General features: G+C 37.6%; 22 protein-coding genes. 18 read left to right on the top strand and 4 right to left on the bottom strand.

The annotated features are described in order from the left end of the window. The first annotated feature begins 86 nt into the window (after positions 1-86). Positions 87-4,748: an endonuclease gene (locus AC1DFT_RS12290; protein ID WP_478159042.1), complete on the top strand. Its 4,662-nt coding sequence runs from the start codon at positions 87-89 to the stop codon at positions 4,746-4,748. 118 nt (positions 4,749-4,866) lie between these two features. On the opposite strand, the gene AC1DFT_RS12285 is transcribed toward AC1DFT_RS12290, so the two are convergent. Continuing rightward, a complete protein-coding gene (locus tag AC1DFT_RS12285) occupies positions 4,867-5,406 on the bottom strand; it encodes a hypothetical protein (RefSeq protein WP_478159041.1) in 540 nt (179 codons plus the stop codon). A 66-nt stretch (positions 5,407-5,472) separates the two neighbouring features. Then, positions 5,473-5,988 carry a hypothetical protein gene (locus AC1DFT_RS12280; RefSeq protein ID WP_478159040.1) on the bottom strand — a complete coding sequence of 172 codons (516 nt, stop codon included), beginning with the start codon at positions 5,986-5,988 and terminating at the stop codon, positions 5,473-5,475. A 420-nt stretch (positions 5,989-6,408) separates the two neighbouring features. Here AC1DFT_RS12280 and AC1DFT_RS12275 point away from each other — a divergent pair, with 420 nt between their 5' ends. The 4 genes from AC1DFT_RS12275 to AC1DFT_RS12260 are packed head-to-tail and all read left to right on the top strand — an operon-like array spanning position 6,409 to position 11,436. After that, positions 6,409-7,782, top strand: coding sequence for a phenylacetate--CoA ligase family protein (locus AC1DFT_RS12275; RefSeq protein WP_478159039.1), 1,374 nt, complete (start codon positions 6,409-6,411; stop codon positions 7,780-7,782). A gap of 25 nt (positions 7,783-7,807) precedes the next feature. After that, complete coding sequence (locus AC1DFT_RS12270; RefSeq protein ID WP_478159038.1) at positions 7,808-9,013, top strand: CaiB/BaiF CoA transferase family protein; 1,206 nt, start codon at positions 7,808-7,810, stop codon at positions 9,011-9,013. After that, a complete protein-coding gene (locus AC1DFT_RS12265) occupies positions 9,013-9,966 on the top strand; it encodes an amidohydrolase family protein (RefSeq protein ID WP_478159037.1) in 954 nt (317 codons plus the stop codon). Before AC1DFT_RS12270 ends, AC1DFT_RS12265 begins: the two co-directional genes overlap by 1 nt. 27 nt (positions 9,967-9,993) lie before the next feature. Then, positions 9,994-11,436 (top strand): APC family permease, encoded by a 1,443-nt coding sequence (locus AC1DFT_RS12260; protein WP_478159036.1) that lies wholly within the window; start codon positions 9,994-9,996, stop codon positions 11,434-11,436. A gap of 45 nt (positions 11,437-11,481) precedes the next feature. Here the strand turns inward: AC1DFT_RS12260 and AC1DFT_RS12255 are convergent, their stop codons facing one another. Beyond that, entirely contained in the window at positions 11,482-12,405 is a 924-nt protein-coding gene (locus AC1DFT_RS12255; RefSeq protein ID WP_478159035.1) for a LysR family transcriptional regulator, read from the bottom strand. Between the two features lie 486 nt (positions 12,406-12,891). Between AC1DFT_RS12255 and AC1DFT_RS12250 the strand changes: the two genes are divergently transcribed. The 12 genes from AC1DFT_RS12250 (at position 12,892) to hxlA (ending at position 23,567) form a co-directional block, all read left to right on the top strand. Continuing rightward, positions 12,892-13,896 (top strand): LacI family DNA-binding transcriptional regulator, encoded by a 1,005-nt coding sequence (locus AC1DFT_RS12250; RefSeq protein ID WP_478159034.1) that lies wholly within the window; start codon positions 12,892-12,894, stop codon positions 13,894-13,896. Between the two features lie 18 nt (positions 13,897-13,914). Beyond that, positions 13,915-14,871 carry a sugar kinase gene (locus AC1DFT_RS12245; protein WP_478159033.1) on the top strand — a complete coding sequence of 319 codons (957 nt, stop codon included), beginning with the start codon at positions 13,915-13,917 and terminating at the stop codon, positions 14,869-14,871. 4 nt (positions 14,872-14,875) lie between these two features. Further along, positions 14,876-15,412, top strand: a complete 537-nt coding sequence (gene hxlB, locus AC1DFT_RS12240) for a 6-phospho-3-hexuloisomerase (protein ID WP_478159032.1) — start codon at positions 14,876-14,878, stop codon at positions 15,410-15,412. A gap of 10 nt (positions 15,413-15,422) precedes the next feature. After that, the gene (gene allD, locus AC1DFT_RS12235; protein ID WP_478159031.1) at positions 15,423-16,433 is read left to right on the top strand and encodes an ureidoglycolate dehydrogenase; all 1,011 of its coding nucleotides are present in this window, start codon (positions 15,423-15,425) and stop codon (positions 16,431-16,433) included. An 88-nt stretch (positions 16,434-16,521) separates the two neighbouring features. Further along, positions 16,522-17,520, top strand: a complete 999-nt coding sequence (locus AC1DFT_RS12230) for a TRAP transporter substrate-binding protein (RefSeq protein WP_478159030.1) — start codon at positions 16,522-16,524, stop codon at positions 17,518-17,520. 69 nt (positions 17,521-17,589) lie between these two features. Next, positions 17,590-18,078 (top strand): TRAP transporter small permease, encoded by a 489-nt coding sequence (locus tag AC1DFT_RS12225; protein WP_478159029.1) that lies wholly within the window; start codon positions 17,590-17,592, stop codon positions 18,076-18,078. Then, positions 18,075-19,349 carry a TRAP transporter large permease gene (locus AC1DFT_RS12220; protein ID WP_478159028.1) on the top strand — a complete coding sequence of 425 codons (1,275 nt, stop codon included), beginning with the start codon at positions 18,075-18,077 and terminating at the stop codon, positions 19,347-19,349. The genes AC1DFT_RS12225 and AC1DFT_RS12220 overlap by 4 nt, the downstream gene beginning before the upstream one ends. A 12-nt stretch (positions 19,350-19,361) precedes the next feature. Further along, positions 19,362-20,381 (top strand): zinc-binding alcohol dehydrogenase family protein, encoded by a 1,020-nt coding sequence (locus tag AC1DFT_RS12215; RefSeq protein WP_478159027.1) that lies wholly within the window; start codon positions 19,362-19,364, stop codon positions 20,379-20,381. An 11-nt stretch (positions 20,382-20,392) separates the two neighbouring features. After that, on the top strand, positions 20,393-21,022 hold the full coding sequence (locus AC1DFT_RS12210) for a bifunctional 2-keto-4-hydroxyglutarate aldolase/2-keto-3-deoxy-6-phosphogluconate aldolase (RefSeq protein ID WP_478159026.1): 630 nt from the start codon (positions 20,393-20,395) through the stop codon (positions 21,020-21,022). Further along, entirely contained in the window at positions 21,022-22,083 is a 1,062-nt protein-coding gene (gene uxuA / locus AC1DFT_RS12205; RefSeq protein ID WP_478159093.1) for a mannonate dehydratase, read from the top strand. The genes AC1DFT_RS12210 and uxuA overlap by 1 nt, the downstream gene beginning before the upstream one ends. A gap of 12 nt (positions 22,084-22,095) precedes the next feature. Then, positions 22,096-22,932 (top strand): SDR family oxidoreductase, encoded by an 837-nt coding sequence (locus AC1DFT_RS12200; RefSeq protein ID WP_478159025.1) that lies wholly within the window; start codon positions 22,096-22,098, stop codon positions 22,930-22,932. After that, the gene (hxlA, locus tag AC1DFT_RS12195; protein ID WP_478159024.1) at positions 22,932-23,567 is read left to right on the top strand and encodes a 3-hexulose-6-phosphate synthase; all 636 of its coding nucleotides are present in this window, start codon (positions 22,932-22,934) and stop codon (positions 23,565-23,567) included. Before AC1DFT_RS12200 ends, hxlA begins: the two co-directional genes overlap by 1 nt. A 184-nt stretch (positions 23,568-23,751) precedes the next feature. Here the strand turns inward: hxlA and AC1DFT_RS12190 are convergent, their stop codons facing one another. Next, positions 23,752-24,561, bottom strand: a complete 810-nt coding sequence (locus AC1DFT_RS12190) for an alpha/beta fold hydrolase (protein WP_478159023.1) — start codon at positions 24,559-24,561, stop codon at positions 23,752-23,754. Positions 24,562-24,774: 213 nt separating this feature from the next. Here AC1DFT_RS12190 and AC1DFT_RS12185 point away from each other — a divergent pair, with 213 nt between their 5' ends. After that, the gene (locus AC1DFT_RS12185; RefSeq protein WP_478159022.1) at positions 24,775-25,524 is read left to right on the top strand and encodes a gluconate 2-dehydrogenase subunit 3 family protein; all 750 of its coding nucleotides are present in this window, start codon (positions 24,775-24,777) and stop codon (positions 25,522-25,524) included. The last annotated feature ends 10 nt before the right edge of the window (positions 25,525-25,534 follow it).

Genomic DNA, 25,534 nt, shown 5'->3' with positions numbered 1-25,534 from the left:
TTGCGAAGTCTTCTTCACTTGTGGTAGAAGGTTTCGCAATCATAGTAATGAACAAAGAATCGTAACAAAAAAGGAGAATTGATTAGATGAGTAAATGGAATTGGAAAAAGCCAATTAATGCTATTCTATCTGTTATTTTAGCGTTAAGTCTGTTCATACCAGTTTTGCCAACATCAGTGGCAGCAGAAGCAACTGAAACTGTAGAAACGTTTGATAATTCAACAAATATTGGTAATTCATATGTAGATGGAGAGTTCGTTGGAGTAAACGGTATAACTTGGTCTTATACTGGAGCTCGTGGTGGCCTTGATGCTTATTCAATCGATGGAAAAGGTCTAATGTTTAAAGAAACTGGAAAGCAAATTGAGTCAAGTATAATTCAAAGTGGTATCGGTACAATTTCAGTTGACTATAAAACTGCATTTACAAGTGCAGGTAGTAGACAAATTGAAGTGTTTATTAATGGCGAATCAAAAGGAATTTCTCCAGCAGTTAATACAGATAATACGACTATTCAAACGTTTACAATCGAAAATATCAATGTTGAGGGACCATTTAATATTAAGATTTCAATAATATCGCCTTCTTCTAGACAAGTTACCATTGACAACATAACTTGGACAAGTTATGAGGGTTCTGAACCTGTTGTTGAAACTCAGGTCAAAGAAGTAACAGCAAACCCGGCATCTTCTGCTGTATCAGCAGGAACGGAAATTTCACTAGCAACAAGTACTCAAAATTCAACAATTTACTATACAGTGAATGGAACAACAGAACCAACTACTGCTGACACTGTGTACGCTGAGCCGATTACGATCAGCGAAGATACAACAATTAAGGCGATTGCAGTAGACAATGACACTACTAGAAACCTAGATAATAGTGATATTGCTACATTTACTTACACAATTCAAGCACCACTAACTACTATTTCAATTGCTGAAGCTCGTTCACAAGAAAAAATGGGTAAAGAAGTTATGGTAACGGGGACAGTGACTGCATTATTAGATACAGCAACAGCTCACATCCAAGACAACACTGGGGCTATTGCGATTTATCCAGCGTCAAGCCTTTCTGCGAATGTTGGAGATGTAGTTACTGTTAAAGGAATAGTAGCTGAATACAGTGGTTTAAAACAACTAACGAATATTACATTAGTAGGTTCACCAACTGCATCCACACTTCCAACACCACTTGAAGTAACAAGTGTGGGTGTTGAAGAAGATAATGAATCAAAATTAGTGACACTTAAAAATGTTTCAATTACTGGTGCTGGTAGAGACTATGTTGGAACAGATGCTGAAGGAACATTTAATATCTATGACAAAACAGAAGATTCAGGATTAGTTGCAGGAAAAACGTATAACGAGATTACTGGGATTGTCGGTCAATACGGTACAACGATGCAACTACTTCCAATTACAGTGATTGAAGATGCAACAAAAGTACAAGACATTCAAGTGTCAAAATCAGGTGGAGTAACAGTAGGAACATCTGTAACACTTTCTACTCAAACGCCAGGTGCAACCATCCATTATACAACAGATGGAACAAATCCTACACCAAGTAGTCCAATTTACAATGGTAGCATTACAATTACTGAATCTATGATATTGAAAGTAATTGGTGTGAAAGATGGTTTAACTTCAACTCCGATAGCAACATTTACGTACACGATTATTGATGGAGCAGGTGCAACAATCAGCGACATTCAAGGCGCGGGACACGTTTCAGAATATCTTAAATTAAATGTAACAGATGTTCAAGGTGTGGTTACGTTCGTAATTGATGCTTCAAACTTCATTATGCAAGAAGCAGATAATACAACTTTCGATGGCGTGAAATCGAATGCCATCAAAGTAAACGAATCATCCCATGGTAAGGTGGTAGGTGATTCTGTCAAAGTATCTGGTATGGTTGCTGAAGTTGGTGGAGCTTCACGATTAACAGATACAATTATTAACGCAACAACGGTAACCTATACAGGTACAGCTACTGTTCCAACAGCACTAGTCATCGGAACGGACTTAATGCCTCCAAACAAAATTATCGATAATGATAGTTTTGCAATTTTTGATCCAATTGAAGATGGAATCGATTTCTGGGAGTCAATCGAGTATATGCGTGTATCATTCCCTGATGCTCAAATTGTTGGGCCAATCTATGATAATGATTCACCAATCGTTGTACCAAGCACTACAAACAACACATTTAATAAAAATGGCGGTTTAAATATTGCGGAAGATGATTATAATCCAGAAAAAATTATGCTTGAAGGCGTGTCGGGCAAAAATTATGATTCTGGCGACAAGTTTGACGCAGACTTGATTGGATTTGTAGAAAACTTTACAAATGGTTACCGTGTAAACACAAATAAAGTATTCCCAACGGTAACAAAAGCAAATATTCAACAAGAAGTTACTCATATTTCACAAGCAGATGATAAATTAACCGTAGCATCATATAATATCGAAAACTTCTCAAATAACATTGCAAACACTCCTGATGCAAAAGTAACGAAAATTGCAGGGACGTTTGTTAAAAATATGAAATCACCAGACATTATTACTTTAGTAGAAGTGCAAGATAATGATGGTGAAACAAATTCTGGTAATGCAGATGCATCTGAAAGTTACGAACGCTTAATTGCAGCGATTACTGCAAAAGGTGGGCCGAATTATCAATGGACGGATGTTACACCAATTGATAATACAGTTGGCGGTGCACCAGGTGGTAATATTCGTGTAGGTTATTTATTTAACCCAGAACGTGTAACATTAGTAGAAGGAACAAAAGGAACTGGTATTCAAGGGAACAGTTGGACGGATGCGGGTAACTTAGCGCTGAACCCAGGTTTCATTGATCCAACCAAGTTCAATGATACACGTAAACCACTTGCGGCAGAATTTGACTTCCAAGGTGAAAGAGTAGTTGTATTCGGTGCTCACTTGAATTCAAAAGGTGGAGACGGATCTTTATGGGGACCAACTCAACCACCAGTATTAGGATCAGTTCCAGAACGTCTTGGTCTAGCTCAAGCAATTAACGACTTTATCGACGAAGGACTTGCAAAGAATCCAGATTTGAATATTGTTGTTGCTGGTGACATGAATGATTTCGAATTCACATCTGCACTTGAAACGCTGAAAGGCGGAGTATTAACAAATATGGTCGACAAAGTCCCAGTTGAAGATCGTTTCTCTTACTTCTTCCAAGGGAACAACCAAGTACTTGACCATATTTTAGTATCTAATAATTTAGTAAGCACTACAGTTGCTGATATGATTCATATCAATGCGAACTTTACGGAAGCACAAGGTCGTGCATCTGACCATGACCCAGTGTTAGTGCAAATTGATCTTAAAGCTGAAGGTGAAGTAGTAACACCAATCACAGCTGAGAAATTGTATGACTTCAAAAACCTTAAAACAAACAAATTAATGATTACTAAGCCAAGTATTTCACTCACACTAGGTGAAAATACAACGATTACAAATGGCATTTTATTCACAGGAGATTATGCAGAATTCCACGGTGCTGGATTTGCAAATCAAACAGTAACAATCAAACCAAATACAGCTGGTACGATTATTGATTTCAAAAGAACTACTATTGAAAAGATAATTATTGATGGTACTAATGTAAAACAAATTCGTGCTCTTCCAGATAACGTTGAGATTGACTACATTAACGGAGCATCACCAGGAAATATTGAATTCGTAGACGGAGAAGGGAACCTCATTACTGAGGTTCCTTCTTTTCCTAATGACAATAATGCTCCAGTTATTAAACAAGCAATTCCCAATACAACGGTGATTGCAGGGGAAACTGTATCGGTTTTATTAACAGATTACTTCTCTGATTCTGATAACGATGAACTTACATTTACTTCAACAAAAGGGAATATAGAAGGAGCTACATTAACGTTAACACTGGAAGTTGGAAGCCATATTGTTGGGGTTACTGCAACTGACGGTGAGAAATCTATTACTACAAGCTTTGTAGTTACAGTGGGTTCTGAAGAAGAGTCACCACTTGATACATATTACCGGGATGCATTGGAGAAAGAAGGACAAGCATTAAAAGCAGTGCTTCATGAAATTATCGATGACCATACTCAACTATCTTACGCTCAAGTATGGGATGCTTTAAAGGAGACGGATGAAGATCCAAACAATAAGAACAATGTGATTTTATTTTATTCGGGCGTTTCACGTTCAAAAAATAGCAATGGTGGAAATTCGGGACAATGGAATCGAGAGCATACTTGGGCAAAATCACACGGAGATTTTGGGACAAGTAAAGGACCAGGAACTGATATTCATCATCTAAGAGCTACAGATGTACAAGTAAATGGTTTGAGAGGAAATTTAGATTTTGATAACGGTGGGAGTCCAGTTAATGGTTGTAACGGATGTTTCACAACAGCCACTTCATTTGAACCACCAAATCGAGTAAAAGGGGATGTTGCCAGAATTCTCTTTTACATGGCTACTCGCTATGAACCAGGTGATAGTGTGGACTTGGAGCTAAACGAAAAGCTTAATAATGGAAAAAATCCTTATCACGGAAAGCTTTCAGTGCTTTTACAATGGCATCTTGAGGATCCGGTAGATGAAGTGGAACGAAAGCGAAATAATGTTATCCAGCAATGGCAGGGAAATCGCAATCCTTTTATTGACCATCCAGAATGGGTCAACTTGATCTGGAAACAATCAGGATCTTCCAACATTCAAAAAGCTTCATAATGTTACAGGTGCCAGGCACCTGTAACACAAATGTAATATAGGGGCTGTCCCCAAAGTCGACATCAGCGACTTTGGAGCAGCCCCTTTTTTAGCATAAAAAAAATGGTACTACATAATTTTATCCTACTGCTAACGAGTTTACTGTTAATTGCCCAAGGTATCGGCCTGGGTTTGTTGAATAAGCAACGACTGCAGGTGAAGTTACTGTTGTGTCGACTACAATACGACCGGTATTGCCGAGTAGGCCAATTGCGACTAGTGCGTCTCCTGATGCAGTTGCCACGTTTTGTGGATTGCCTAAATTTGAACCCGTGAACAAAGGTATAGTTGCGACTACAATGCCTAATAGATTTACTACTTCTAAAGAAGCGGTGACGGAAGCAACTTCATTTGCTGCATAAGCAAAATAAGTAGAGATAGGGAGAGCAAGTGTCAAAATCGGCAAAGTGCCAATGTCGAATGTGCTTCGAAATAAAACTGTTTGGCTGGATGCAGTATTTGGTGACCAAATATAAGCATCACTTCCATCGATCAATGGAGAATTAATCGCTGGCGGTGTCGGTACTGCCGGAGTTGGTAGAGTCCCTGGTGCTGCTGCTGTATCTGTAATGACTTGCGTATTAGCTGGAGTTGTATAAGCTTGTAAGACAAGAACCATTTAAATCACCTCCTTTAAGTAGATTTGGATTCCCTAAATTAATTTCTTTGTATATCTCAGTCAAACTTATAACAAGAAATCACGTACTGTGATTTGGCCAAGATATCTTCCTGGCGATGCTGCTGCGGAAACAGTTGCATCTACTACAATGCGTCCAGAGTTCCCTAATAAATTAAGGCCAAGAAGAGTATCTGCTTGGGAGATGTCCACATTTTGTGGATCAGTTGACGCTCCGGTGAATAAAGGAATCGTTGCTACTACAATTCCTAAAAGATTCACAATTTCCAAAGTAGCGGTAACTGTAGCAGTCTCATTCGCAGCAAAAGCATAATACACTGCGATAGGTAGAGCAACAGTCAGAAGTGGTAAACTTCCAATGCTGAATATACTCCGAAATGTGACAGTTTGATTGGGTGCATCATTTGGAGACCAAATATAAGCACTACTTCCATTCACTAGTGGAGAAGTCATTGCTGGTGGTGCTGGTACTGCTGCTGTAGGAAGAGATCCTGGCGGTGCTGCCGTATCTGCAATAACTTGCGTGTTAGCCGGAGTTGTAAAAGCCTGTAAAACAAGAGCCATATAAATCACCTCCTTTAATAGATTTACCAATAACTTGGCATAACTTAACATATGGTTAAGAATTAAAGAGAGCTGGTCCAATTGATTAGATTATCAAATATAAAGGTAGAAACTATGAAGTATATTACTGGTGGCACCCACACAAATGAGGAACTATTCTAACAACTAAAGCTATTTCACAGAAGCAATCCAACCATCTGTGAAATAGCTTTTTTTATCCGATAAATTGAGGATATTATAATCATTTTCATACTACATACATAATCATTGAGTGAGATATCAAGCCAACTAAATCAGCTTAATCCATTAATATTACTTATAGTACTATTAATTTTTTGAAGTTTTCAATGTGTTTTGAAAGATGTATCATAAAATTAATAATTCAGAAAGATTAATCAAGTGAAAGGAGACAATTTTGATATGACTGTACTAGTACGACAACAAAGAAGAGTTCCATATGCAAATTCTATACTTAATAAAATGTCTGCCGAGGAAATAAAAGAATATCAAGAAGTATTATTGCAAAAACAATTAAGACGTGCGGTAAGAAACTCCTCCTATTATCGTCAAATTTTTAAGGAACTTTCCATACGCCCTGAAGAAATTCAAACGTTAGAAGATTTCAAACAACTGCCGTTTTTCATGAATAAGGAAATGGAAAGAGAAAGCCAGCGTCGTTCTTTAGAGGAAAAAGGGCATCCATTTGGGGAGCATTTATTATGCAGACCTGATGAAATCGCCTTCACTGGAACAACTAGTGGAACGTCTGGTACACCAACGTTTACCTACACATATACTGCCGAAGATGTCCAAACAATGAATAAGTATATTACGAATATGCTAGAGTACGGTGGTATTTATAAAGGGGATCGATTGTTATTTAGTCACTCTCTGGGAATATATGCAACCTCTTCTATTCTGTTCGGTGTTCGAGAGCATGGAGTATTACCAATAGATGTTGACGTGCGTGCAGGAAGTCAAATGATTATGAAGTATGCACAAATGACAAAACCAAAAGGTGCGATGATGACACCATCTTTAGCTGAGCATCTTATCGACCGGGCACCAGATTTAATCGGCGAGGGAATAGGTAGTCTTCAGTTAAAAGCATTATTTACCGTTGGAGAAATTGGGATTGGAATTCCAGAAATTAAAAAGAAAATTGAAACCGCTTACAAATGTAGGGTTTACGATTATCTAGGAGAGTTAGGTTTTTCCTGTGATTCGGACACTTATCATGGAATTCATTGTGTGGCACCAGATCTTGCATTGTTCACAGAGGATCTAGTCGACCCTGAAACGAAAAAGCATATTGAGGTGAAAAACGGTGTAGTAGGGGAAGTAACAATGACTGAATTACGGATAAATGGACTACCACGTATCAAATACGCTACTGGCGACATGGTCCAAGTTTTCACAAATCCATGTCCGGGATGTGGATTTACGGGGCATCGAGTAAAAGTGGTTGGTCGTTCGGATGATTTACTAATTATCAAAGGTGTCAATGTATATCCGTCTGCTATCAAAAATGTATTATCAAAATTTCAAAGCGAGTTAACTGGTGAGTTTCGCATTGTTTTGGATAGTCCACCTCCGAGAGTTGTGCCACCACTTATGCTTAAAGTTGAATCGGCATTGGGTGTATTAGCAAGTGATCTACCTTATATTGAAGAAAAGATAAAGCATGCACTTCACCAGGAATTACGGGTTACGCCGAATATTGAATGGTGCAAAGCTGGAACACTTGAAAAACAACTAACGAAAACACCGTTATTCGAACGGAAGTACTCATAGCCTGCGTATATTGGAGGAGTTTTTAATGAACAAACCGTTAAAAGGGATAAAAGTATTAGATTTAACTTGGGTTTATTCGGGTCCATACTCTACGTTGTTACTCCAGGATTTGGGTGCTGAAATTGTGAAGGTAGAGATACCAGGAGTTGGTGATAAGACTCGGTATTTTCCACCTTTAAAAAAGTCGGAAAGTGGCTACTTCTACATGCTAAATCGAGATAAAAAATCTATTGCTTTAGATCTAAAAAAGAGCGAAAATCAACAAATTTTTCGAGAGTTGGCAAAAAGCTTTGATGTAGTTGTTGAAAACTTTCTCCCTGGAACAATGGATAAGATGCATATAGGCTATGAATCACTAAAGGTGGAAAATCCCTCATTAATCTATGCTTCTATATCTGGTTTTGGTAGTTTTGGTCCAAATGCAGCACTTCCTTGTATTGACCCTATAGCGCAGGCGATGGGAGGTTTAATGAGCCTGACTGGAGAGAAAGCGGGAGCGCCTCAGAAGACAGGTCCGGGTATTACAGATGGAATTTCGGGAATTTATTTGGCACTTGGGATTGTTAGTGCTTTATTCCAGCGGACACGAACTGGTGAAGGTCAACAAATTGAAGTAAGCATGGTAGAAAGCACTGTTTCCATGTTAGAGGATGCAGTAATACAAGCGAGTATGAAAGGCAAAACATTAGAAGCAAAAGGGAACACAGATCCATTTGGTGCTCCTTGGGATGCATTTAAAACGATTGACAATAAATGGTTAATGGTATGCGCTCTCGGTAGTAAACAGTTTCAAACATGTTTCCACTTGATTGGGAGAGCAGATCTTGCGGAAGAGTTTGCTGGAGAAACAGAAGAGGCATATGAAAAAAGAAATCAACATTTGGAAATGTTAAATTCTATATTTGGAGAGTGGGCTCTACAAAAAACTGCAGAACAGGCGATAAACCTTCTTCGAAAAGAAGGTATTCTAGTCGGTGATGTGAAAACGGTGAATGAATTACTGACGGATCCACATTTGATAGAACGTAAAATGATATCCACATTGCAACATGAATCGTTAGGTACAATACAGGTTGCCAACTTACCTATTTTATTTAACGGTCGACGATATTGCAAAGAGAAGGATGAGTATGTGAGGACACCTAAAGTAGGAGAACACACAGATGAAATATTACAACATTATATAGGTAGCAAGACAGGAAATAGAGAAGATAAGGAGATGACAGAGTAATGAAAGTTGATTGTTCTAATACACTGCCAGAATTTATTATTGAAGGTTTTTCAAATCCAGGACCGGAAAATGAAGGTTATTTAAAAGTATTTGGTCCACAATGGGCGGAAATGGTTGGTTGGACAAAGCAACAATTTTTTGAAAAACTGGAGCAAAAGGCTATCAATTTAGTTGTTCAAGAAGTTATGCAGGAAATGGAAAAACAATTTTCAATGGATAACTTCATTAAGCAATTAGATGATGCGGGAATTGTATATCATGCCATTCATAATATGGATTATGGTAGAGATGGAGAAGAGGAGCCAGCTGATCACGACTATGTGGCTAGTATACTAGCGAAATATCCTAATAGATTTTTCGGGTTTGCTGGTTTTAATCCACATAAAGGCGTTAAAAGTCTAAAAGTTGTTCGAAAAGCGCTCACGGAACAAGGTTATAAAGCGGTAGTACTTCCACCCTATGAGCATGGGGTGCCTGCTAATGATAGAAGATACTATCCGCTTTACGCGTTATGTGAGGAACTAGATGTGCCTATATGGATTCATACATCGATTAATTATTTTAAGAATACCTCTCTTTACATTGATCATCCTTCCAATTTGGAGCAGCCTTTGACTGACTTTAAAAATTTGAAAATCATTGCTGGACATGGTGGTTGGCCGTGGGTGAATGATATGGTTGGTATGCTATTAAAATATGAAAACTTGTATGTTGATACATCTGCTTTCCGCCCAAAGTATGTAGCAGAAAAAAATACAGGCTGGGATATGTATATGTATTACGCTGATCGAATGCTTCAAGATAAAATACTGTTCGCTACTGACTGGTTGACAATGGGAATACCTCTTTCGGAAGTAGTAAAGGAAGTGGAGAATTGGCCACTACGCGATTCTGTAAGGAGTAAATATTATTGGGAAAATGCGAATAAATTGTTCAAATTAAATCTCTCTTAAAAAAATAGAAGCGGAGTGAGCAAACGCATGCAAAAAGTAACTGTACCTACGCAATCAATTCAAACGAGTAATACATTAAACAAAGCATTAACTAAATGGGATTTACTTTCTATAGGGATTGGAGCAGTAATAGGTTGGTCTTGGGTAATTTATGGGGGCGTTTGGTCGACTATCCCTGGAAGTATGGGAGGGGTCATTGCATTTATCATTGGAGGAATATTATGTACATTCATTGGATTTACGTACGCTGAATTGTCTTCGGCACTACCTTATGCCGGAGGGGATATCGTATACACATATGAAGGTCTTGGTTCCAAATGGGCCTATTTCTCTGGGGCGTTTCTTACTGTTATATTTGCTGGCTTAATCATTGTTGAAACGATTATGTTACCTCTTATGTTAGGAGCTTTAGGTTTTCCCGTTCCACAATTTGTACCGCTATATACTTTGGGGGGAGAGGTAGTTTATTTATCTTATGTAATTCTTTCCATTGTTGTGAATCTATTCTTTGCAGTAATGAATTATAGAGGGATAGAATTCTCCAAAACCTTCCAAACTGTCACAGTCGCTGTCCTATTATTTGCAGCAATTTTTTATGTCGTGAGCGGAACCCTACTAGGAAGTGCAGAGAATGCTAAACCATTTTTTACTGGGATGGAAGGACTCTCACTGACTCTTTTAATGGTACCGGGCTTTTTACTAGGTTTCAATGCGATTGCGCAGGCAGCGGAGGAAACATCTATCAAGCCATCTTTAATAGGTAAAATCGTCATAATAACTGTATGGGCAAGTGTTTTGTTCTACGTTTTTATTATTATTGGTACTTCGTTTTCTGCTGATAGTCAATTACGTGAAACTGCTCAAATTGTCGTACTAGATTCCCTAGTAGTTATGTACCCATCTTCTTCGCTACCAATGTTCTTTGTTGCAATTGCTTCCTTAATCGGATTGCTTACATCATGGAATGCCGCTTATATAGCTGCTAGTCGAGTGTTGTTAAGCATGGGAAGAGGTAAGTATATTCCGGCTAAGTTTGGCAAAATTCACGATAATTTTAAAACGCCTGGTGAGGCGACGAAGTTTTTGTTTATCATTACAAGCTTTGGGGCCTTTTTAGGAACAAGTACACAAATTTTTGGAAGTCTTGTTAATGTTGTAGGTTTCTTCGCGGTATTTTCTTGGCTCCTTGTTACTATTTCCTTTGTTCGTCTAAGAAAATCTCAGCCTGATTTAGTTCGTCCTTATCGTGTGAAAAAGGGTAGAACGATAGGAGTTTTGGCTATTCTTTCCCTTATATTTTATTTGTTCCTATATACACCATTTAACCCACTAGGTGGTTTAAACTTTGCGGAATTAATGATAACGATTGGTATATTAATTGTAATTGCGGTTGTTTACTTTAAGTATGTTCATTCTTCTACAATCGATGAAAATCGTCGAAAGGCAATGCTATTCGGTGGGGGAGAATAATAATTTGAAAGCACTCGATGTTACTGCTGAACATCGAGTACTTTTTTACGGAAAGATAGGATAATATTTCGACTCCTCAATATAAGTAATAAGCGATTGAATGATTTCTGATTCCTCGTGATTCCATTGTTTTTTATTGGAGTAGACTAATCCAAGGGAGCTATGAGGAAGCCCTGGATCGTACAGTGGGATAGCAATAATTTCCCCCGAAATAACATAAGGATTACTATAAAGCTCATTTTCTGTTTCTATTGTAATGGCAGTCCCTTTTAAAATAGTTTCACGAAGCGTATCTGTATTATTGGATTTAAATAGAATATTTAAAGTTCCATTTCTATCTGTATAATTTTTTAAAAACCAATTCATGAATTCCCCATTATACATAATTATTGGCTGTGCATTGAGATCCTCATAAGTTATATAGTTTTTATGTGATAGTACAGAATCCTTAGATACTAGCACGTAAAAGTTAATATCCATTAAAGCTTTAATACGTAAAGAGGCATGAGGTATCATTGTTTTTTCATAAATAACTATTAAGCTTATATCAATTTCCTTGTTAATAATAGATTCTTTTAAAGATAATGAACTCGCCTCAATATATTCAATCTTAAGTTGGGGAAACTTTTTTTTAAAGGATAGTAAAGCAGGAGTTAAAAAATTTAAATGTAATCCAGCAACTGTACCGATTGTAAACTTTCTTGTTGATTGTTTTATTTCCATAGATTTGTCTTTCATCTCATCAATAAGCCTTATTATTTTCTGTGCTTTCTCTAGAAAAAATGAAGCCTCTGCAGTAGGAACAACTCCATGTCGAGAGCGAGTAAATAATCTTACTCCAATCTCATTTTCTAGTTTAGAAATAGATTGACTAAGTGCAGACTGTGAAATAAAAAGTTCCGAAGCAGCCTTTGTTAATGAGCGATATTTATTCGCGTATTGGATATGTATTAATTGCTCCAACTGCATCTATTGGTTCCCCTCTTCCGCAAAAACTTATTATTCAGATTAATACATTAAATACTATCATAATAGTCTCGCAGGTGCCAGGCACTGACACAACTCTTAGACTATTCTGAAATAGCTTTTTTACGCCAACCGAAACGAATACTTCGCCATTCAATATTTCCGAGTCTTGGCTAATGAACAATGAAAAAGCTAGAAATCTTGGTTTCCAATTTAGAGAATTGAATGAATGGTTGCCTATGATCATCCTTGATATTTTGGAGGAAAAGTGGGAACAAATAATGCAAAATCCCCCCATATTATTTATATGCAGGGGATTTTTTTATTTATTTATCAAACAAATAAAGTTTTAATTCACAAAGAACTTGCAATTTAAAACACTAAAAATATTCTAAAAATAATGATTGATTTTGAAAAGGCTTTCAATTATACTTTCACTAAATCGATTTTCTAAACCGGTTTAGAAAAGTTTTGAAGAAGGGGATTGCTATGAATAAAGTAACAATGGCCGACGTTGCACAGAAAGCTGGCGTATCGAAGAGCACTGTATCTCAATTTATCAATAATAGATTCCAGTACATGGCTGATTCTACCCAAGAGAGAATTCGAGATGTGATAAATGATTTAGGCTATATTCCTAACTTTACAGCAAAAAGCCTGAAGCAAAAGAAGTCTGCAACAATTGGAGTCATCGTTGCAAACATTTTACATAATTTTTCTACTGAAATTATTCGCGCAATAGAAGATGAATGTGGAATAAATAATTTCCATTTATTTGTGTGTAATGCTGATGACGACCCAGATAAAGAGCGGGACTATATGGATATGTTAGTTGCTAAGCAAGTGGATGGTTTAATTATTTTTCCGACAAATGGAAATGTGGATTTATACAAACGGTTAAAAGCAGCAAATTTTCCGATTGTTTTTATTGATAGAAGAATTGATGAACCTATGTATCCAACAATTCTTTTAGACAATAAAGAAGCAGCTAAACTTGCTGTCGAATCAATTCTGCAAAAAGATAGGAAAGACATTGCTTTAGTGGCTACTTCCATCATAAGAAATGTGACCCCTCGTGTAGAGAGGATAAATGGATTTAAAGAAGCACTATTGGAAAATAATATTGCACCAAATATAGATTGGATCATTGCTGTGGAAAGAGAGGAGATAAAAAGTCAACTTGAGAAGGTTTGGTCTTCGCATATTCGCCCAAAAGCATTTTTCGCAACAAATGATTTGTCTTTAATAGAACTGCTTAAATTCATTGGAGAAAATAATATTCAAGTTCCACAAGACGTAAGTGTTATCGCGATTGATGATTCACCGTTTTTAGAAATATCGAATCCACCAATCACTGTCATTAAACAACCTACATTTGAAATGGGGAAAGAAGCAGTAAGAAAGCTGCTCTTACTGTTAAAAGAAGAAAGTTTAGAAAATACATACGAGATTAAACGTTATACCCCGACTCTAATTGAGCGGAAGTCATTATAACTGCAAGGAGAATAGGGAATGTCAACTAACTTTCAAGTATTAACCATAGGGGATGCCATGATTACCATGAATCCTGTTACAACCGGACCACTTCGTTATGTTACTCATTTTGAACGAAAATTAGGTGGTGCGGAACTAAACTTTGCTCTTGGTTGCGCAAGATTAGGGATGAAGGTCAAATGGATTAGCAGACTAGGTAATGATGAGTTTGGCCGTGTTATTTACAATTTCGCAAAAGGAGAAGGCGTGGATGTATCTGAAGTAAAGTTTGTAGAAAATCATCCAACTTCCGTGAACTTTAAAGAGATTAGCGAATCCGGAGCAGGTAAAACTTTCTATTATCGATATCAATCGCCCATTTTAACACTCAAACCAACGGAAATTCACGAGGATATTTTAAGTGGGGTAAGCTTGGTCCACATCACTGGCGTTTTCTTAGCTATTAATGACGCAAACTTCACAATTACTGAACGGATTCTAAAACTTGCAAAATCAAAAGGAATTCCTGTTTCATTCGATCCTAACATTCGTTTAAAGATGTGGACGATTGAAGAAGCTAGAGAAACTTTTGAAATGATATTCCCATATGTAAATATACTGTTAACCGGACTTGATGAAATTAGATTAATTACTGGTTTTGATTCGAATGTAGATTTAGAAAAGTTTGCGAAAAAATACCAGATAAATAGCTTAGTAATTAAAGATGGAGAAAGGGGCTCCAAGGTGTACGAGGAAGGTAAATGGACAGAAGCGAAAGCATTCAAAGTTCGAGCAATTGATACTGTAGGTGCCGGAGATGGTTTTGATGCAGGATTTGTATATGGTTATCTCCATAATTATTCACCAGAGAAGATGTTGCAGTTTGCAAATGGTGTAGGGGCTCTTGTCACAACAGTGTCTGGTGATAATGAAGGACTTCCTTATTTAGAGGAAGTAAATGCCTTTATTCATAACGAATCTGTAATTGAAAGGTGATTTTATGAAAACAATTTCAACTGTTCTAAAGGAGATAAATGAGGTGTGCTCCAACATTGATGATAAGGAATACAATCACCTTGTGAAAACTTTCCAAAGTAATTGTCGCTTTTTCTTCAGTGGAGAAGGCAGGTCGGGGCTAATCGCAAAAGCAATAGCGATGAGACTTATGCATAGTGGTAAAACAGTATTTGTAATTGGTGAGACAATCACACCAGCTATTGAGGAAACGGATGTGCTTATTGTGCTTTCTGCTTCTGGGAAGACACCAAATACTTTAACTATTTTAGACATAGCCTCAAAAATAGGAGCAGAAATCTTTCTTGTTACGACTAACAGAGATGTAAGGGACATATATAGTGGGTTACTCATACATGCCGCAACTAAATATCGTGTTCCGACTGAACCGGATACGATTCAACCGTTGGGTAATCAATTTGATCAAGCTGCACATTTAGCCTTAGATGCAGCGATTATTGACAGTCTAAATTCGGAACAATCCAATGTAACGATGAAAAGTAAACATAGCAATTTGGAATAGGAGGTATACGATGTCTACGGTCACGTTAAAACATGAGGAAGCGAAAAAATATGCCATTAACAAATTAGTGGCAACTGGATTAGTCGAGGAACACGCAGAAAAAGTGGCCGAAATTCTTGTGCATGCAGACTTAAGAAATGTGAACTCACATGGAGTATTAAGAACTGAGCATTATGTAAATCGTATAAAAGCAGGAGGCATAAATCCAACTGCAAATATTACATTTAACCAAACAGGATCAGTGACAGGTATTGTTGACGGGGACGATGGTTTAGGGCATGTCATTGGAGATATCGCGATGGATCATGCAATTCAATTAGCAAAAGAGAATGGCGTTGGCATGGTAACAGCTATGAACAGTAGTCATTGTGGTGCGCTAAGTTATTTTGTCCAAAAAGCTGCTGAGTCTAATTTAATCGGAATAGCAATGACACACACAGATAAAATTGTCGTTCCGTTTGGTGGTAAAACATCATTCTTAGGAACTAACCCAATTGCTTACGGAATTCCTGCTAAAACACATAAACCATTCATCTTAGACATGGCAACATCAACTGTTGCACTTGGTAAAATACTACAACATAAAGAAGAAGGAAAATCTATTCCAGTAGGTTGGGGTGTAGATGGAGAAGGAAAAGCCGTGACTAACCCAGCCGAAGTTGTCTCTTTGACACCTTTTGGTGGACCAAAAGGATATGGGCTATCTCTAATAGTGGATATATTTTCTGGTTTGCTGGCAGGTGCAGCTTTTGGACCTCATATCGGGAAAATGTACGATGACTTAGATAAAAAACGTAAATTAGGACATTATTTTTGCGCAATTAATCCGGCAAATTTTACTGATTTAGAAACTTTCTTATCTAATATGGATCAAATGATCGATGAATTACATGATTCCGAACCAGCTCCAGGATTCACAAAAGTTTATATACCTGGTGAAATCGAACAAATAAACGAAGAAAACAATCGTGAAAAGGGAATTACAATTGCAGCTAGTGTATATGACTATCTAACTAATTAAAGAATAGTTGAAAGGGGGAATTCGTTCGAAGGAACATGGGGGTTTAGCTATTCTTATTATATAAAAAAATGAAAAGAGGAATGAACAAATGAAAAAAATGAAATTATTTTCTGGTATTTTAGCAGCATCACTTCTATTAGCGGCTTGTAGTTCGGACGCAGGAGGTTCAAGTGCTTCGAAAGAAGAAGTAATCAAGTGGAAGTTCGGTCACTTAGCAGATGAAAATCATATTTGGCACAAAACAGCTGAAGAGTTTGCAAGCTTAGTAGATGAAAAAACAGATGGTCAAATAAAAATTACTATTTTCCCGAATAACTCCCTTGGTGGAGAAACGGATACGATTAATGCAATTGAAGCGGGAACTGCTGACATGGTGATTTCCGGTGAGACAATGCAAAACTGGGCACCAAAAGCCGCGTTAATGGCTGTTCCATATGCATTCAATGATCTTGATCATGTAAAGTCAGTAGTTGAAGGGGAAATTGGGAAAGAGATTGAAGAGGAAATTAAAGAAAAAGTAAAATTAACACCTCTTTACTATCACACTCGTGCACCACGTAACTTAACTTCAAATGAAAAAATTGAAACTCCTGCAGATTTAAAAGGATTTAGTATGCGTGTGCCTAACGTACCATTGTTCTTGAAAGTTTGGGAAGCGGCTGGAGCTAAGCCCCAAGTGATGGACTTTAACGAAGTATTTACAGGATTACAACAAGGGGTAATCGGTGGTCAAGAAAATCCAGTGGACTTGATTCAAAGCGGTGGATTATATGAAGTACAAGATTTTGTGAATCGTACAGAACATGTTTATTCTTGGATTTATGTATTAGTAGGTAATAAACAATTTGAAGCCTTAAACGAAGATCAACAAAAAGCTGTACAAGAAGCTGCAGCAGAAGCACAAAAATTCGGCGATGCCTTATACACAGAAACGATTGAGAGTATTGAAGCAGATTTGAAGGAAAAAGGTATGGAATTTGTGGATGTTGATCAAGAAGCTTTCCGTGAAATCATGTTGCCAGCAATTAAATCTACTTTATCTCCAGAGCAATTTGAAATGTATGAGAAAATACTAAACGCAAAGTAATATGTGAAAAGGCACTTCTGACAAATTACGTCAGCCGTGCCTTTCCTATAGAAGGGAGAGAATAATACCATGGGAAAAATAATAGAGCGTGTTTTAGGTTTACTTACTGTTCTTAGTTTTGCAGGGGTAATCATAACTGTGACCATTCAAATTATGTCTAGATACTTACCTTATACTGCTATCTGGACGGAGGAATTAACACGATACTTTTTTTTATATGCAATTTGTTTCGGGGCACCGCTCGCGCTGTTAAGAAATGAATTTATCAATGTAGATTTAATATTGACTAAGATGTCTAATTCATTCCGTCGATATTATGAAATAGTAATATACGTTGCAATTCTTTTATTGAGTGCTGTAATGATTATTGAGGGATACAGATTTACATTAATCGGTCATAGCCAAACTTCAGCTACTATGCCATTCCAAATGTCATTTATCCATGCATCAATTTTAATTATGTCTGTGTTTTTAGTTGTTTATTCTATTGTGAAAATTGTTCAATTAATACGAAATGAACAAGATTATAGTCAAGATTTTGGAGGTGAAGATTTATGATGGCATTATTGCTATTTATCGCATTTATCGCACTAATTTTTCTAGGAGTACCGGTTGCATTTAGTTTAGGACTTTCTTCTTTACTTTATTTGTTTGTAAATGATATTCCACTTACAATTATTCCTCAGAAAATGTTTGGTGGATTAAACTCCTTCGTTTTGTTATGTATCCCTGGGTTTATATTAGCAGGTAACTTAATGAACGCAGGTGGTATAACTGATCGAATTATTCATTTTGCAAATAACTTTATTGGCCATATTCGAGGTGGTCTTGGTTTAGCAAATGTCGGGTCGTCTATGGGATTTGCCGGAATATCTGGTACTGCTTTGGCAGATGTATCTAGTATTGGTGCTATTTTAATACCAGCAATGAAAAAAGAAGGTTACGGAGCGGGATTTTCAGCGGCTGTAACGGCATCCTCCTCCACTGTGGGACCAATCATTCCTCCTTCCTTACCAATGATTATTGTAGGAACACTTGCATCTGTTTCTATAGGAGACTTATTTTTAGCTGGTGCTTTACCCGGAATTTTACTAGGACTTGGCTTAATGATTCCTACATATATTATTTCCGTAAAACGTAATTATCCAAAAGGTGAACGTAAGAGTTTAAAAGAGATCGGTAAGAGTTTCACTGGTGCTTTTTGGGCATTGTTTATGACCGTAATCATTTTATTTGGTATTTTAGGTGGATATTTTACACCAACAGAAGCTTCGATCATTGCCGTTTTATATGCATTTGTAGTAGGAATCTTCATCTACAAAGAATTGCCAATTAAAAAGATTCCATCGATTATGCTAGATTCGATGACTAGTACAGCTTCTATTATGTTGTTAGTTGGATTTGCAAACCTTTTTGGTTGGATTATGGTTAGTGAACAAATTCCTCAATTAGTAGCGAGTGTAATCTTAGGAATTTCAGATAATCCAATTATCGTTATTTTATTAATAAATATTTTGTTGCTGTTTGTAGGGACATTCATGGAAACTATTGCGGCATTAGTAATACTTTTCCCAGTGTTATTGCCAGTTGCAATAGAAGTGGGAATGGATCCGGTTCAGTTTGGTGTCATGATGGTATTGAACTTAGTTATTGGGTTAATCACACCTCCAGTAGGAGTTTGCTTATTCGTTGCTTCCCAAATTGGTAAAGTATCCATTGGAAAAACGACCAAGGAATTACTTCCGTTTTTGGGTGTTAGCTTAATTATCCTTATGCTAGTGGCTTATATACCACAAATTACATTATTTTTACCAAGTCTATTGAAGTAGGTGGATGTGATTATGAAAGCAGTATTAATACCTGAAGCGTTAGAATTACAAACAATCGATATTGAACAACCAGAAATAATCGGAGCTTATGATGTATTAGTGAAAGTAAAGAGAGTTGGTATTTGTGGCTCGGATATGCATATTTATCATGGGACGAACCCCCTAGCGACATACCCACGAATCGTTGGTCATGAAGTTGCAGGAGAAGTAGTAGAGATTGGTCAAAAGGTAGTGAGTATTCAGGTAGGCGATCGCGTAGTAGTAGAACCAATCCGATCATGTGGTACTTGTTACGCATGTCGAAGCGGAAGACGAAATGTTTGTGAGAAATTATCCGTTTTTGGAGTTCATGAGGATGGAGGCATGCGCGAATTTATCGTATTACCTGAAAACCAATTACATGTGGTAAACGCTGGTTTGGAATGGGACGAGCTTGTTTTAGCGGAGCCATATACGATTGGGGCTCAAGCAGTTTGGCGTGGGGGAGTTTCAGCTGGAGATACAGTATTAATTCAAGGATGTGGACCTATTGGAATTTGCATTTTAAAAATGGCAAAGATTAATGGTGCTACAGTAATGATGACAGATTTAAGTGAAGAGCGTTTACAATTTGCTAAGGAAAATGGAGCAAATTTTGTTATCAATGCTGGAAAAGAATCTGTCGTTGAAAGAGTACAACAGCTAACGAATGGAGAAGGTGCAAATGTGGTAATCGATGCTGTATGTTTACCATCTACATTTGAACTTGGTGTTGAAGTTGCCTCTGCTGCTGGAACAGTAGTGGTGCTTGGTTTTGATGAAAGACCATCTTCCATCCCCCAATTGCCAATTACGAAAAAAGAATTAACCATTGTTGGTTCACGTTTACAAACGAACCAATTTGGAAAAGTTGTTACTTTATTAAACGAAGGTAAGTTAAGTCATGATGGATTAATTACTCATCGATTTTCTATTAATGATGTGCAGGAAGCATTCAAGTTTGTGGAAGAAAATCCAGATAAAGTTCGAAAAGCAATTATTGTATTCGAGTGAGGAGGAGTAATATGTTTCCAAAGCATGAAAGTATAAATGAATCCGTAAACGAAAAGGTAGTTGCGGTTATCCGTGGGAGTTCTTATCAAGAGGCAATTGCTATTTCAAAAGCTGCAATCGCTGGAGGTATTMGTTCTATCGAAGTAACTTATACAACACCACAAGTAAGAAAAGTGTTTGAAGCTTTACTAGACGAACACGCAATAATTGGCGCTGGTACTGTCCTAGATTCAGAGACTGCAAGAGACGCTATTTTGAATGGTGCACGATTTGTAGTCAGTCCATCCTTCGATGAGAAAATTGCTACATTATGTAATCGATATAGTGTTCCTTACTTTCCAGGGTGTATGACCATTACCGAAATGATAAAAGCAGTGGAAAGCGGATGTGACATTATTAAGCTATTTCCAGCCAATCAATTTGAACCAAGTTTTATAGGCTCAATAAATGGACCACTACCAAATGTAAGAGTAATGCCAACAGGCGGGATTTCGTTGGAAAATGCTAAGCAATGGATAGATGCAGGAGCAGTTGCGGTAGGAATTGGAAGTGATTTAACGAAAGTATATCGTCGTGAAGGTATCGAAGCAGTCATTGAGCTTGCACAGAAATATGTAGAACTAGCTGGGGGTAAACAATGATGAATATGACTTTTCGTTGGTATGGTCGTAATAATGACACAGTAACACTTGATCAAATAAAACAGATCCCAAATGTAAAAGGAATCGTTTGGGCACTTCATTCTAAACCAGTTGGAGAAGTTTGGGAGATTGAAGAAATTCGATCTGAAGTTGAATATATTCAGTCTTTTGGTTTCCACGGAGATGTTGTGGAAAGTGTTAACATTCATGAATCTATAAAATTAGGTAATTCAGAGCGGGACCAATATATTGAGAACTATAAAGAAACTATCCGTAACTTATCAAAATTCGGCGTGAAAGTAATTTGTTATAATTTCATGCCAGTATTTGATTGGACAAGAACTGATATGTACCATCCATTGCCAGATGGTTCGACTGCACTATTTTACGAAAAGGCCAAGGTAGAAGGGTTAGACCCACAAGAGTTAGTCCAAACAGTTTCTGAAGCAAGTGATTTGACTTTACCTGGATGGGAACCAGAAAAAATGGCTCGTATTGGAGAATTGTTTGAAGCCTATAAGGAAATTGATGAGGAAAGATTATGGGCAAATTTAAGCTATTTCTTACAAGCGATATTGCCAGTAGCTGAAGAGTGTGGAATTAGAATGGGGATTCATCCGGATGATCCACCATGGCCAATATTTGGCTTGCCTCGAATCATGACCGGTGAAGCAAGTATTAAACGATTGTTGTCTATATCAGATTCAAAATCAAATGGTTTAACGTTCTGTACGGGGTCATTGGGGGCCAATCCTTTGAATGATATGGTAGATTTAGCTTCTAAATATGCGCAGTATTCTCCTTTTGCTCATATTCGTAATGTGAAAATTTTTGATAATGGTGATTTCATCGAAACGTCTCATTTAACTTCTGATGGATCTATAGACATTACAAATGTCGTGAAAGAACTAGCTTCTATTGAATATGAAGGTTATGTACGTCCAGATCATGGTCGTCATTTATGGGGTGAAAAATGTCGTCCAGGATACGGATTATACGATCGAGCTTTAGGAATTATGTATCTACACGGATTGTGGGACGCTTATCAAGTAAGTAAATAGGAGGACTATAATATGATGCCTAAACATGAAAACTTGTCGGGGCAAGTAGCTGTTATTACCGGGGGAAGTGGAGTGCTATGCTCTCGTATGGCGGTAGAATTAGCGCGACATGGTGTTAAAGTAGCAATATTGAATCGTACAGAAGAAAAAGGGAAAGGCGTAGCAACAGAAATTAATGCAAGTGGCGGGGAAGCTATTGCTTTATCTGCTGATGTTCTCGATCGAACTTCGTTAGAAGGTGCGCGTGATTTTATTATAGAAAAGTTTGGTCGAGTGGATATTTTGATTAATGGTGCTGGTGGAAACCATTCGGATGCAATTACTTCAGTGGAAACGTATGAAACTGAACATGCAGAGAAGTCTTTCTTTGATTTAGAAGAAAGTGGGTTTTCACAAGTGTTTGCAACCAATTTCACAGGTTCTTTTTTGGCGAGCCAAGTGTTTGGACGTGAATTGTTGAAGCGTGACTCTCCTGTCATTTTGAATATTTCTTCTATGAGTGCGTATGCACCGATGACTAAAGTTCCAGCGTACAGTGCGGCTAAAGCAGCTATTAATAATTTCACCATGTGGATGGCTGTTCATTTCGCAGAGACGGGCTTACGTGTAAATGCAATTGCTCCAGGTTTCTTTTTGACAACACAAAATCGTAATCTATTGTTGAATGAAGATGGAACGCATACTCCAAGGTCTGAAAAAATAATAAGAAATACTCCAATGAAGAGATTTGGAAAAGCGGAAGATTTGCTAGGGACGATGCTTTGGTTAGTGGATGACACATACTCTGGGTTTGTGACCGGCATCACGGTACCTGTTGATGGCGGATTTATGGCTTATTCGGGTGTATAATGTATAAACTACAATTAGCACTAGATCGAATGACAATAGAAGAGTGCATTTACTTAGTTGAACAAACAAAAGGGTCTATTAATTGGATCGAAATTGGTACAGGCGTTATTAAAGAGTACGGTATGGTAGCCGTTCGAGAAATGCGTGCTCGTTTTCCTGAAAAAACCATTGTTGCCGACATGAAAACATGTGATGCTGGGAAGTATGAAAGTATCCAGGCTTTCGAATCGGGTGCAAATGTTACAACTGTCATGGGCTATGCTCCAAATGCCACGATCATCCAATGTTTAGAAGAAGCATCTCGGTATAATGGTGAGGTTATGATAGATTTACTCGGTATAGAGCATGCGGAACGGGTAAAGGAAATATATTTACTTGGAGCTCGCCTATTTTGTCTTCATATTGCAAAAGATAATCAGCAAAATGGAGAGTTAGCAACCTTGTCCCTTCTTCAACTAGTGGAAGGACTAGAGGATATACGAATTGCTGTTGCTGGTGGTGTGAATATAGAGACTGCTCCAGGACTTTTAGAAGCTGGAGTAGAGATACTCATTGTTGGTAGTTTTATTACGGGTAGTGAAAACCCTAGTGAGCGTGCAAAACAACTAGCACATGTGGAAGAGCCCGATTTCTAAGGGTACTTTGCGAATTCAAAATCTATAAAACTGAAGGGAAGATACCATTTTTGGAGATATGGTAACTTCCCTTCGTTGTTATACGGCTTTTTGAGGATTTATTGCAACAATGTACTAGTCTACTAAGCTTCATAATTAATATTTTTAATAAGAAAAAATCAGTAAGGAAGAAAAATAGCTTTTTTCATCCAATAAACTTCGCAAGCTCTTCATTAAACTTTTCCATCTCACAATAAAACAATCCATGTCCACTGTATTCAAATGGTATCAATATAGAATCTTTTATACCTCGGTGCATTAATTCGGCAAAATCGAAGGAACAAACTTTATCTTGTTTGCCATGTAAAATGGCCGTTGGAACCTTTATAAGTCGTAGGTCATTGCGTAGATCTTCGTCTCGCAGGGATACTAAACATTTTGCCGTAGCATTTCCAGATGCGGCTAAGCCGAGTCCATGGAACCAATCGGTAAAACTCTTTGATAAGTAGCGTGCAAAGAAAATATCGCCAAAATCGCTTAACATTTTGGGACGATCTGCATATGTTTCTTCTATTAAATTATTTACTTCCTCCACTGTTTTTCCATATGGGAAATCTTGTCGTTTTGTGAAGACTGGAGCAGCAGCGCCGATTAAGACAAGTTTCGACACTTTGTATCCGCTGTATCTAGCCATATATCGAATGGAAATAGCTCCGCCCATGGAGTGCCCAGCGAGTGTTATATCTTCAAGGCCAAGTGTATCGATAATTACCCGAATATCGTCTGCCAACCGATCATAATTGTATCCACTCCAAGGTTTACTTGATTTCCCAAACCCTCGAATATCAATTCCGATACAACGGTAGCCTAGCGCGGGAAGATGATTAAATTGATACTCAAACATTCGATGATTTGCGGGCCAACCGTGGATAAATAAAATAGTTTTATTCGAAGTTGAGTTAATATCTTCCACAAATATATTAACCCCTTTTTCCACTTTTACGTAATAACCCATCCATATTCCTCCAATGAGAACCTAAAATTTCCACTCTACTAATGTATGAACGACTAAATAGAGATATTCAACGTTTGTTACAGAATTGTTACTGGTGCCTGGCACCGGTAACAAGAAAAATATTGTTGGTTGGTGATTGAGTTTGGTTATATTTGTCTATACTTTTGCGAGAGGTTAATTTTTAAAATCAATATTTTTAAGGAGACTATGAGTATGTCAGAAGAGAAGAGAAATCTAACAACAAGAAGAGACTTTTTAAAAACATCTGGTGTTGCTGCTGGTGCTTTGATTGGCGGAGGGATAATTGGTGGATTGGTTGGTTATAACGTCAATGGTACGAGCACAACGACAGCACCAAAAGGGACAAGCCCGAGTGATCATACGCAGCATGCGAATGCTGGGTTTCAGTTTTTCAAGAATAATCGAGATTTTGAGGTGCTATCCAACGCAACAGAACGTATCTTTCCGAAAGATGATTTAGGCTCAGGTGCAATAGAGTTGGGGGTTCCTTATTTTATTGATCGTCAGTTAGCAGGACAGTATGGCAGTAATTCAAGGGAGTATATGCACGGACCATTTGCGGTAGGTGCTCCAACGCAAGGTTATCAAAGTCGTTTAACCCGTGCTGACGTATTTAAGCAGGGAATTGAGAAATTAGAAGAAGAGGCTAATAAAAGATATGAAAGTGGATTTGCAAGTCTGGAGCCGGGTCAAATGGATGAAATCTTAACTGCTTTTGCCAAGGATGAAGTGAAAATGTCCGGAACGACAGCTGCTTTTTTCTTTAAATTACTTCGATCCGCAACATTAGAAGGAGCTTACTCCGATCCTATGTACAGCGGCAATAATAATATGGACGGATGGAGAATGAAAGAATTTCCTGGTCATCAAATGGCCTATATTAATGTAATTGAAAGTGAAGAATTTCAAAAAATTGAGCCAAAGTCGCTTGGCAGCATGTAAAAGAAGAAAG

Source organism: Psychrobacillus sp. 05T411 (assembly GCF_056396485.1).
Note: the sequence above shows the minus strand (reverse complement) of the source record. Positions and strands in the feature narration are given on the sequence as shown.

Coding starts and splice junctions, on each gene's coding strand:
- allD (WP_478159031.1), top strand. CDS start 15,423: ATGTCTACGGTCACGTTAAAACATGAGGAAGCGAAAAAATATGCCATT.
- AC1DFT_RS12265 (WP_478159037.1), top strand. CDS start 9,013: ATGAAAGTTGATTGTTCTAATACACTGCCAGAATTTATTATTGAAGGT.
- AC1DFT_RS12270 (WP_478159038.1), top strand. CDS start 7,808: ATGAACAAACCGTTAAAAGGGATAAAAGTATTAGATTTAACTTGGGTT.
- AC1DFT_RS12275 (WP_478159039.1), top strand. CDS start 6,409: ATGACTGTACTAGTACGACAACAAAGAAGAGTTCCATATGCAAATTCT.
- AC1DFT_RS12220 (WP_478159028.1), top strand. CDS start 18,075: ATGATGGCATTATTGCTATTTATCGCATTTATCGCACTAATTTTTCTA.
- hxlA (WP_478159024.1), top strand. CDS start 22,932: ATGTATAAACTACAATTAGCACTAGATCGAATGACAATAGAAGAGTGC.
- AC1DFT_RS12230 (WP_478159030.1), top strand. CDS start 16,522: ATGAAAAAAATGAAATTATTTTCTGGTATTTTAGCAGCATCACTTCTA.
- AC1DFT_RS12225 (WP_478159029.1), top strand. CDS start 17,590: ATGGGAAAAATAATAGAGCGTGTTTTAGGTTTACTTACTGTTCTTAGT.
- AC1DFT_RS12200 (WP_478159025.1), top strand. CDS start 22,096: ATGATGCCTAAACATGAAAACTTGTCGGGGCAAGTAGCTGTTATTACC.
- AC1DFT_RS12280 (WP_478159040.1), bottom strand. CDS start 5,988: ATGGCTCTTGTTTTACAGGCTTTTACAACTCCGGCTAACACGCAAGTT.
- AC1DFT_RS12255 (WP_478159035.1), bottom strand. CDS start 12,405: ATGCAGTTGGAGCAATTAATACATATCCAATACGCGAATAAATATCGC.
- AC1DFT_RS12250 (WP_478159034.1), top strand. CDS start 12,892: ATGAATAAAGTAACAATGGCCGACGTTGCACAGAAAGCTGGCGTATCG.
- AC1DFT_RS12260 (WP_478159036.1), top strand. CDS start 9,994: ATGCAAAAAGTAACTGTACCTACGCAATCAATTCAAACGAGTAATACA.
- AC1DFT_RS12290 (WP_478159042.1), top strand. CDS start 87: ATGAGTAAATGGAATTGGAAAAAGCCAATTAATGCTATTCTATCTGTT.
- uxuA (WP_478159093.1), top strand. CDS start 21,022: ATGAATATGACTTTTCGTTGGTATGGTCGTAATAATGACACAGTAACA.
- AC1DFT_RS12190 (WP_478159023.1), bottom strand. CDS start 24,561: ATGGGTTATTACGTAAAAGTGGAAAAAGGGGTTAATATATTTGTGGAA.
- AC1DFT_RS12245 (WP_478159033.1), top strand. CDS start 13,915: ATGTCAACTAACTTTCAAGTATTAACCATAGGGGATGCCATGATTACC.
- AC1DFT_RS12185 (WP_478159022.1), top strand. CDS start 24,775: ATGTCAGAAGAGAAGAGAAATCTAACAACAAGAAGAGACTTTTTAAAA.
- hxlB (WP_478159032.1), top strand. CDS start 14,876: ATGAAAACAATTTCAACTGTTCTAAAGGAGATAAATGAGGTGTGCTCC.
- AC1DFT_RS12285 (WP_478159041.1), bottom strand. CDS start 5,406: ATGGTTCTTGTCTTACAAGCTTATACAACTCCAGCTAATACGCAAGTC.
- AC1DFT_RS12215 (WP_478159027.1), top strand. CDS start 19,362: ATGAAAGCAGTATTAATACCTGAAGCGTTAGAATTACAAACAATCGAT.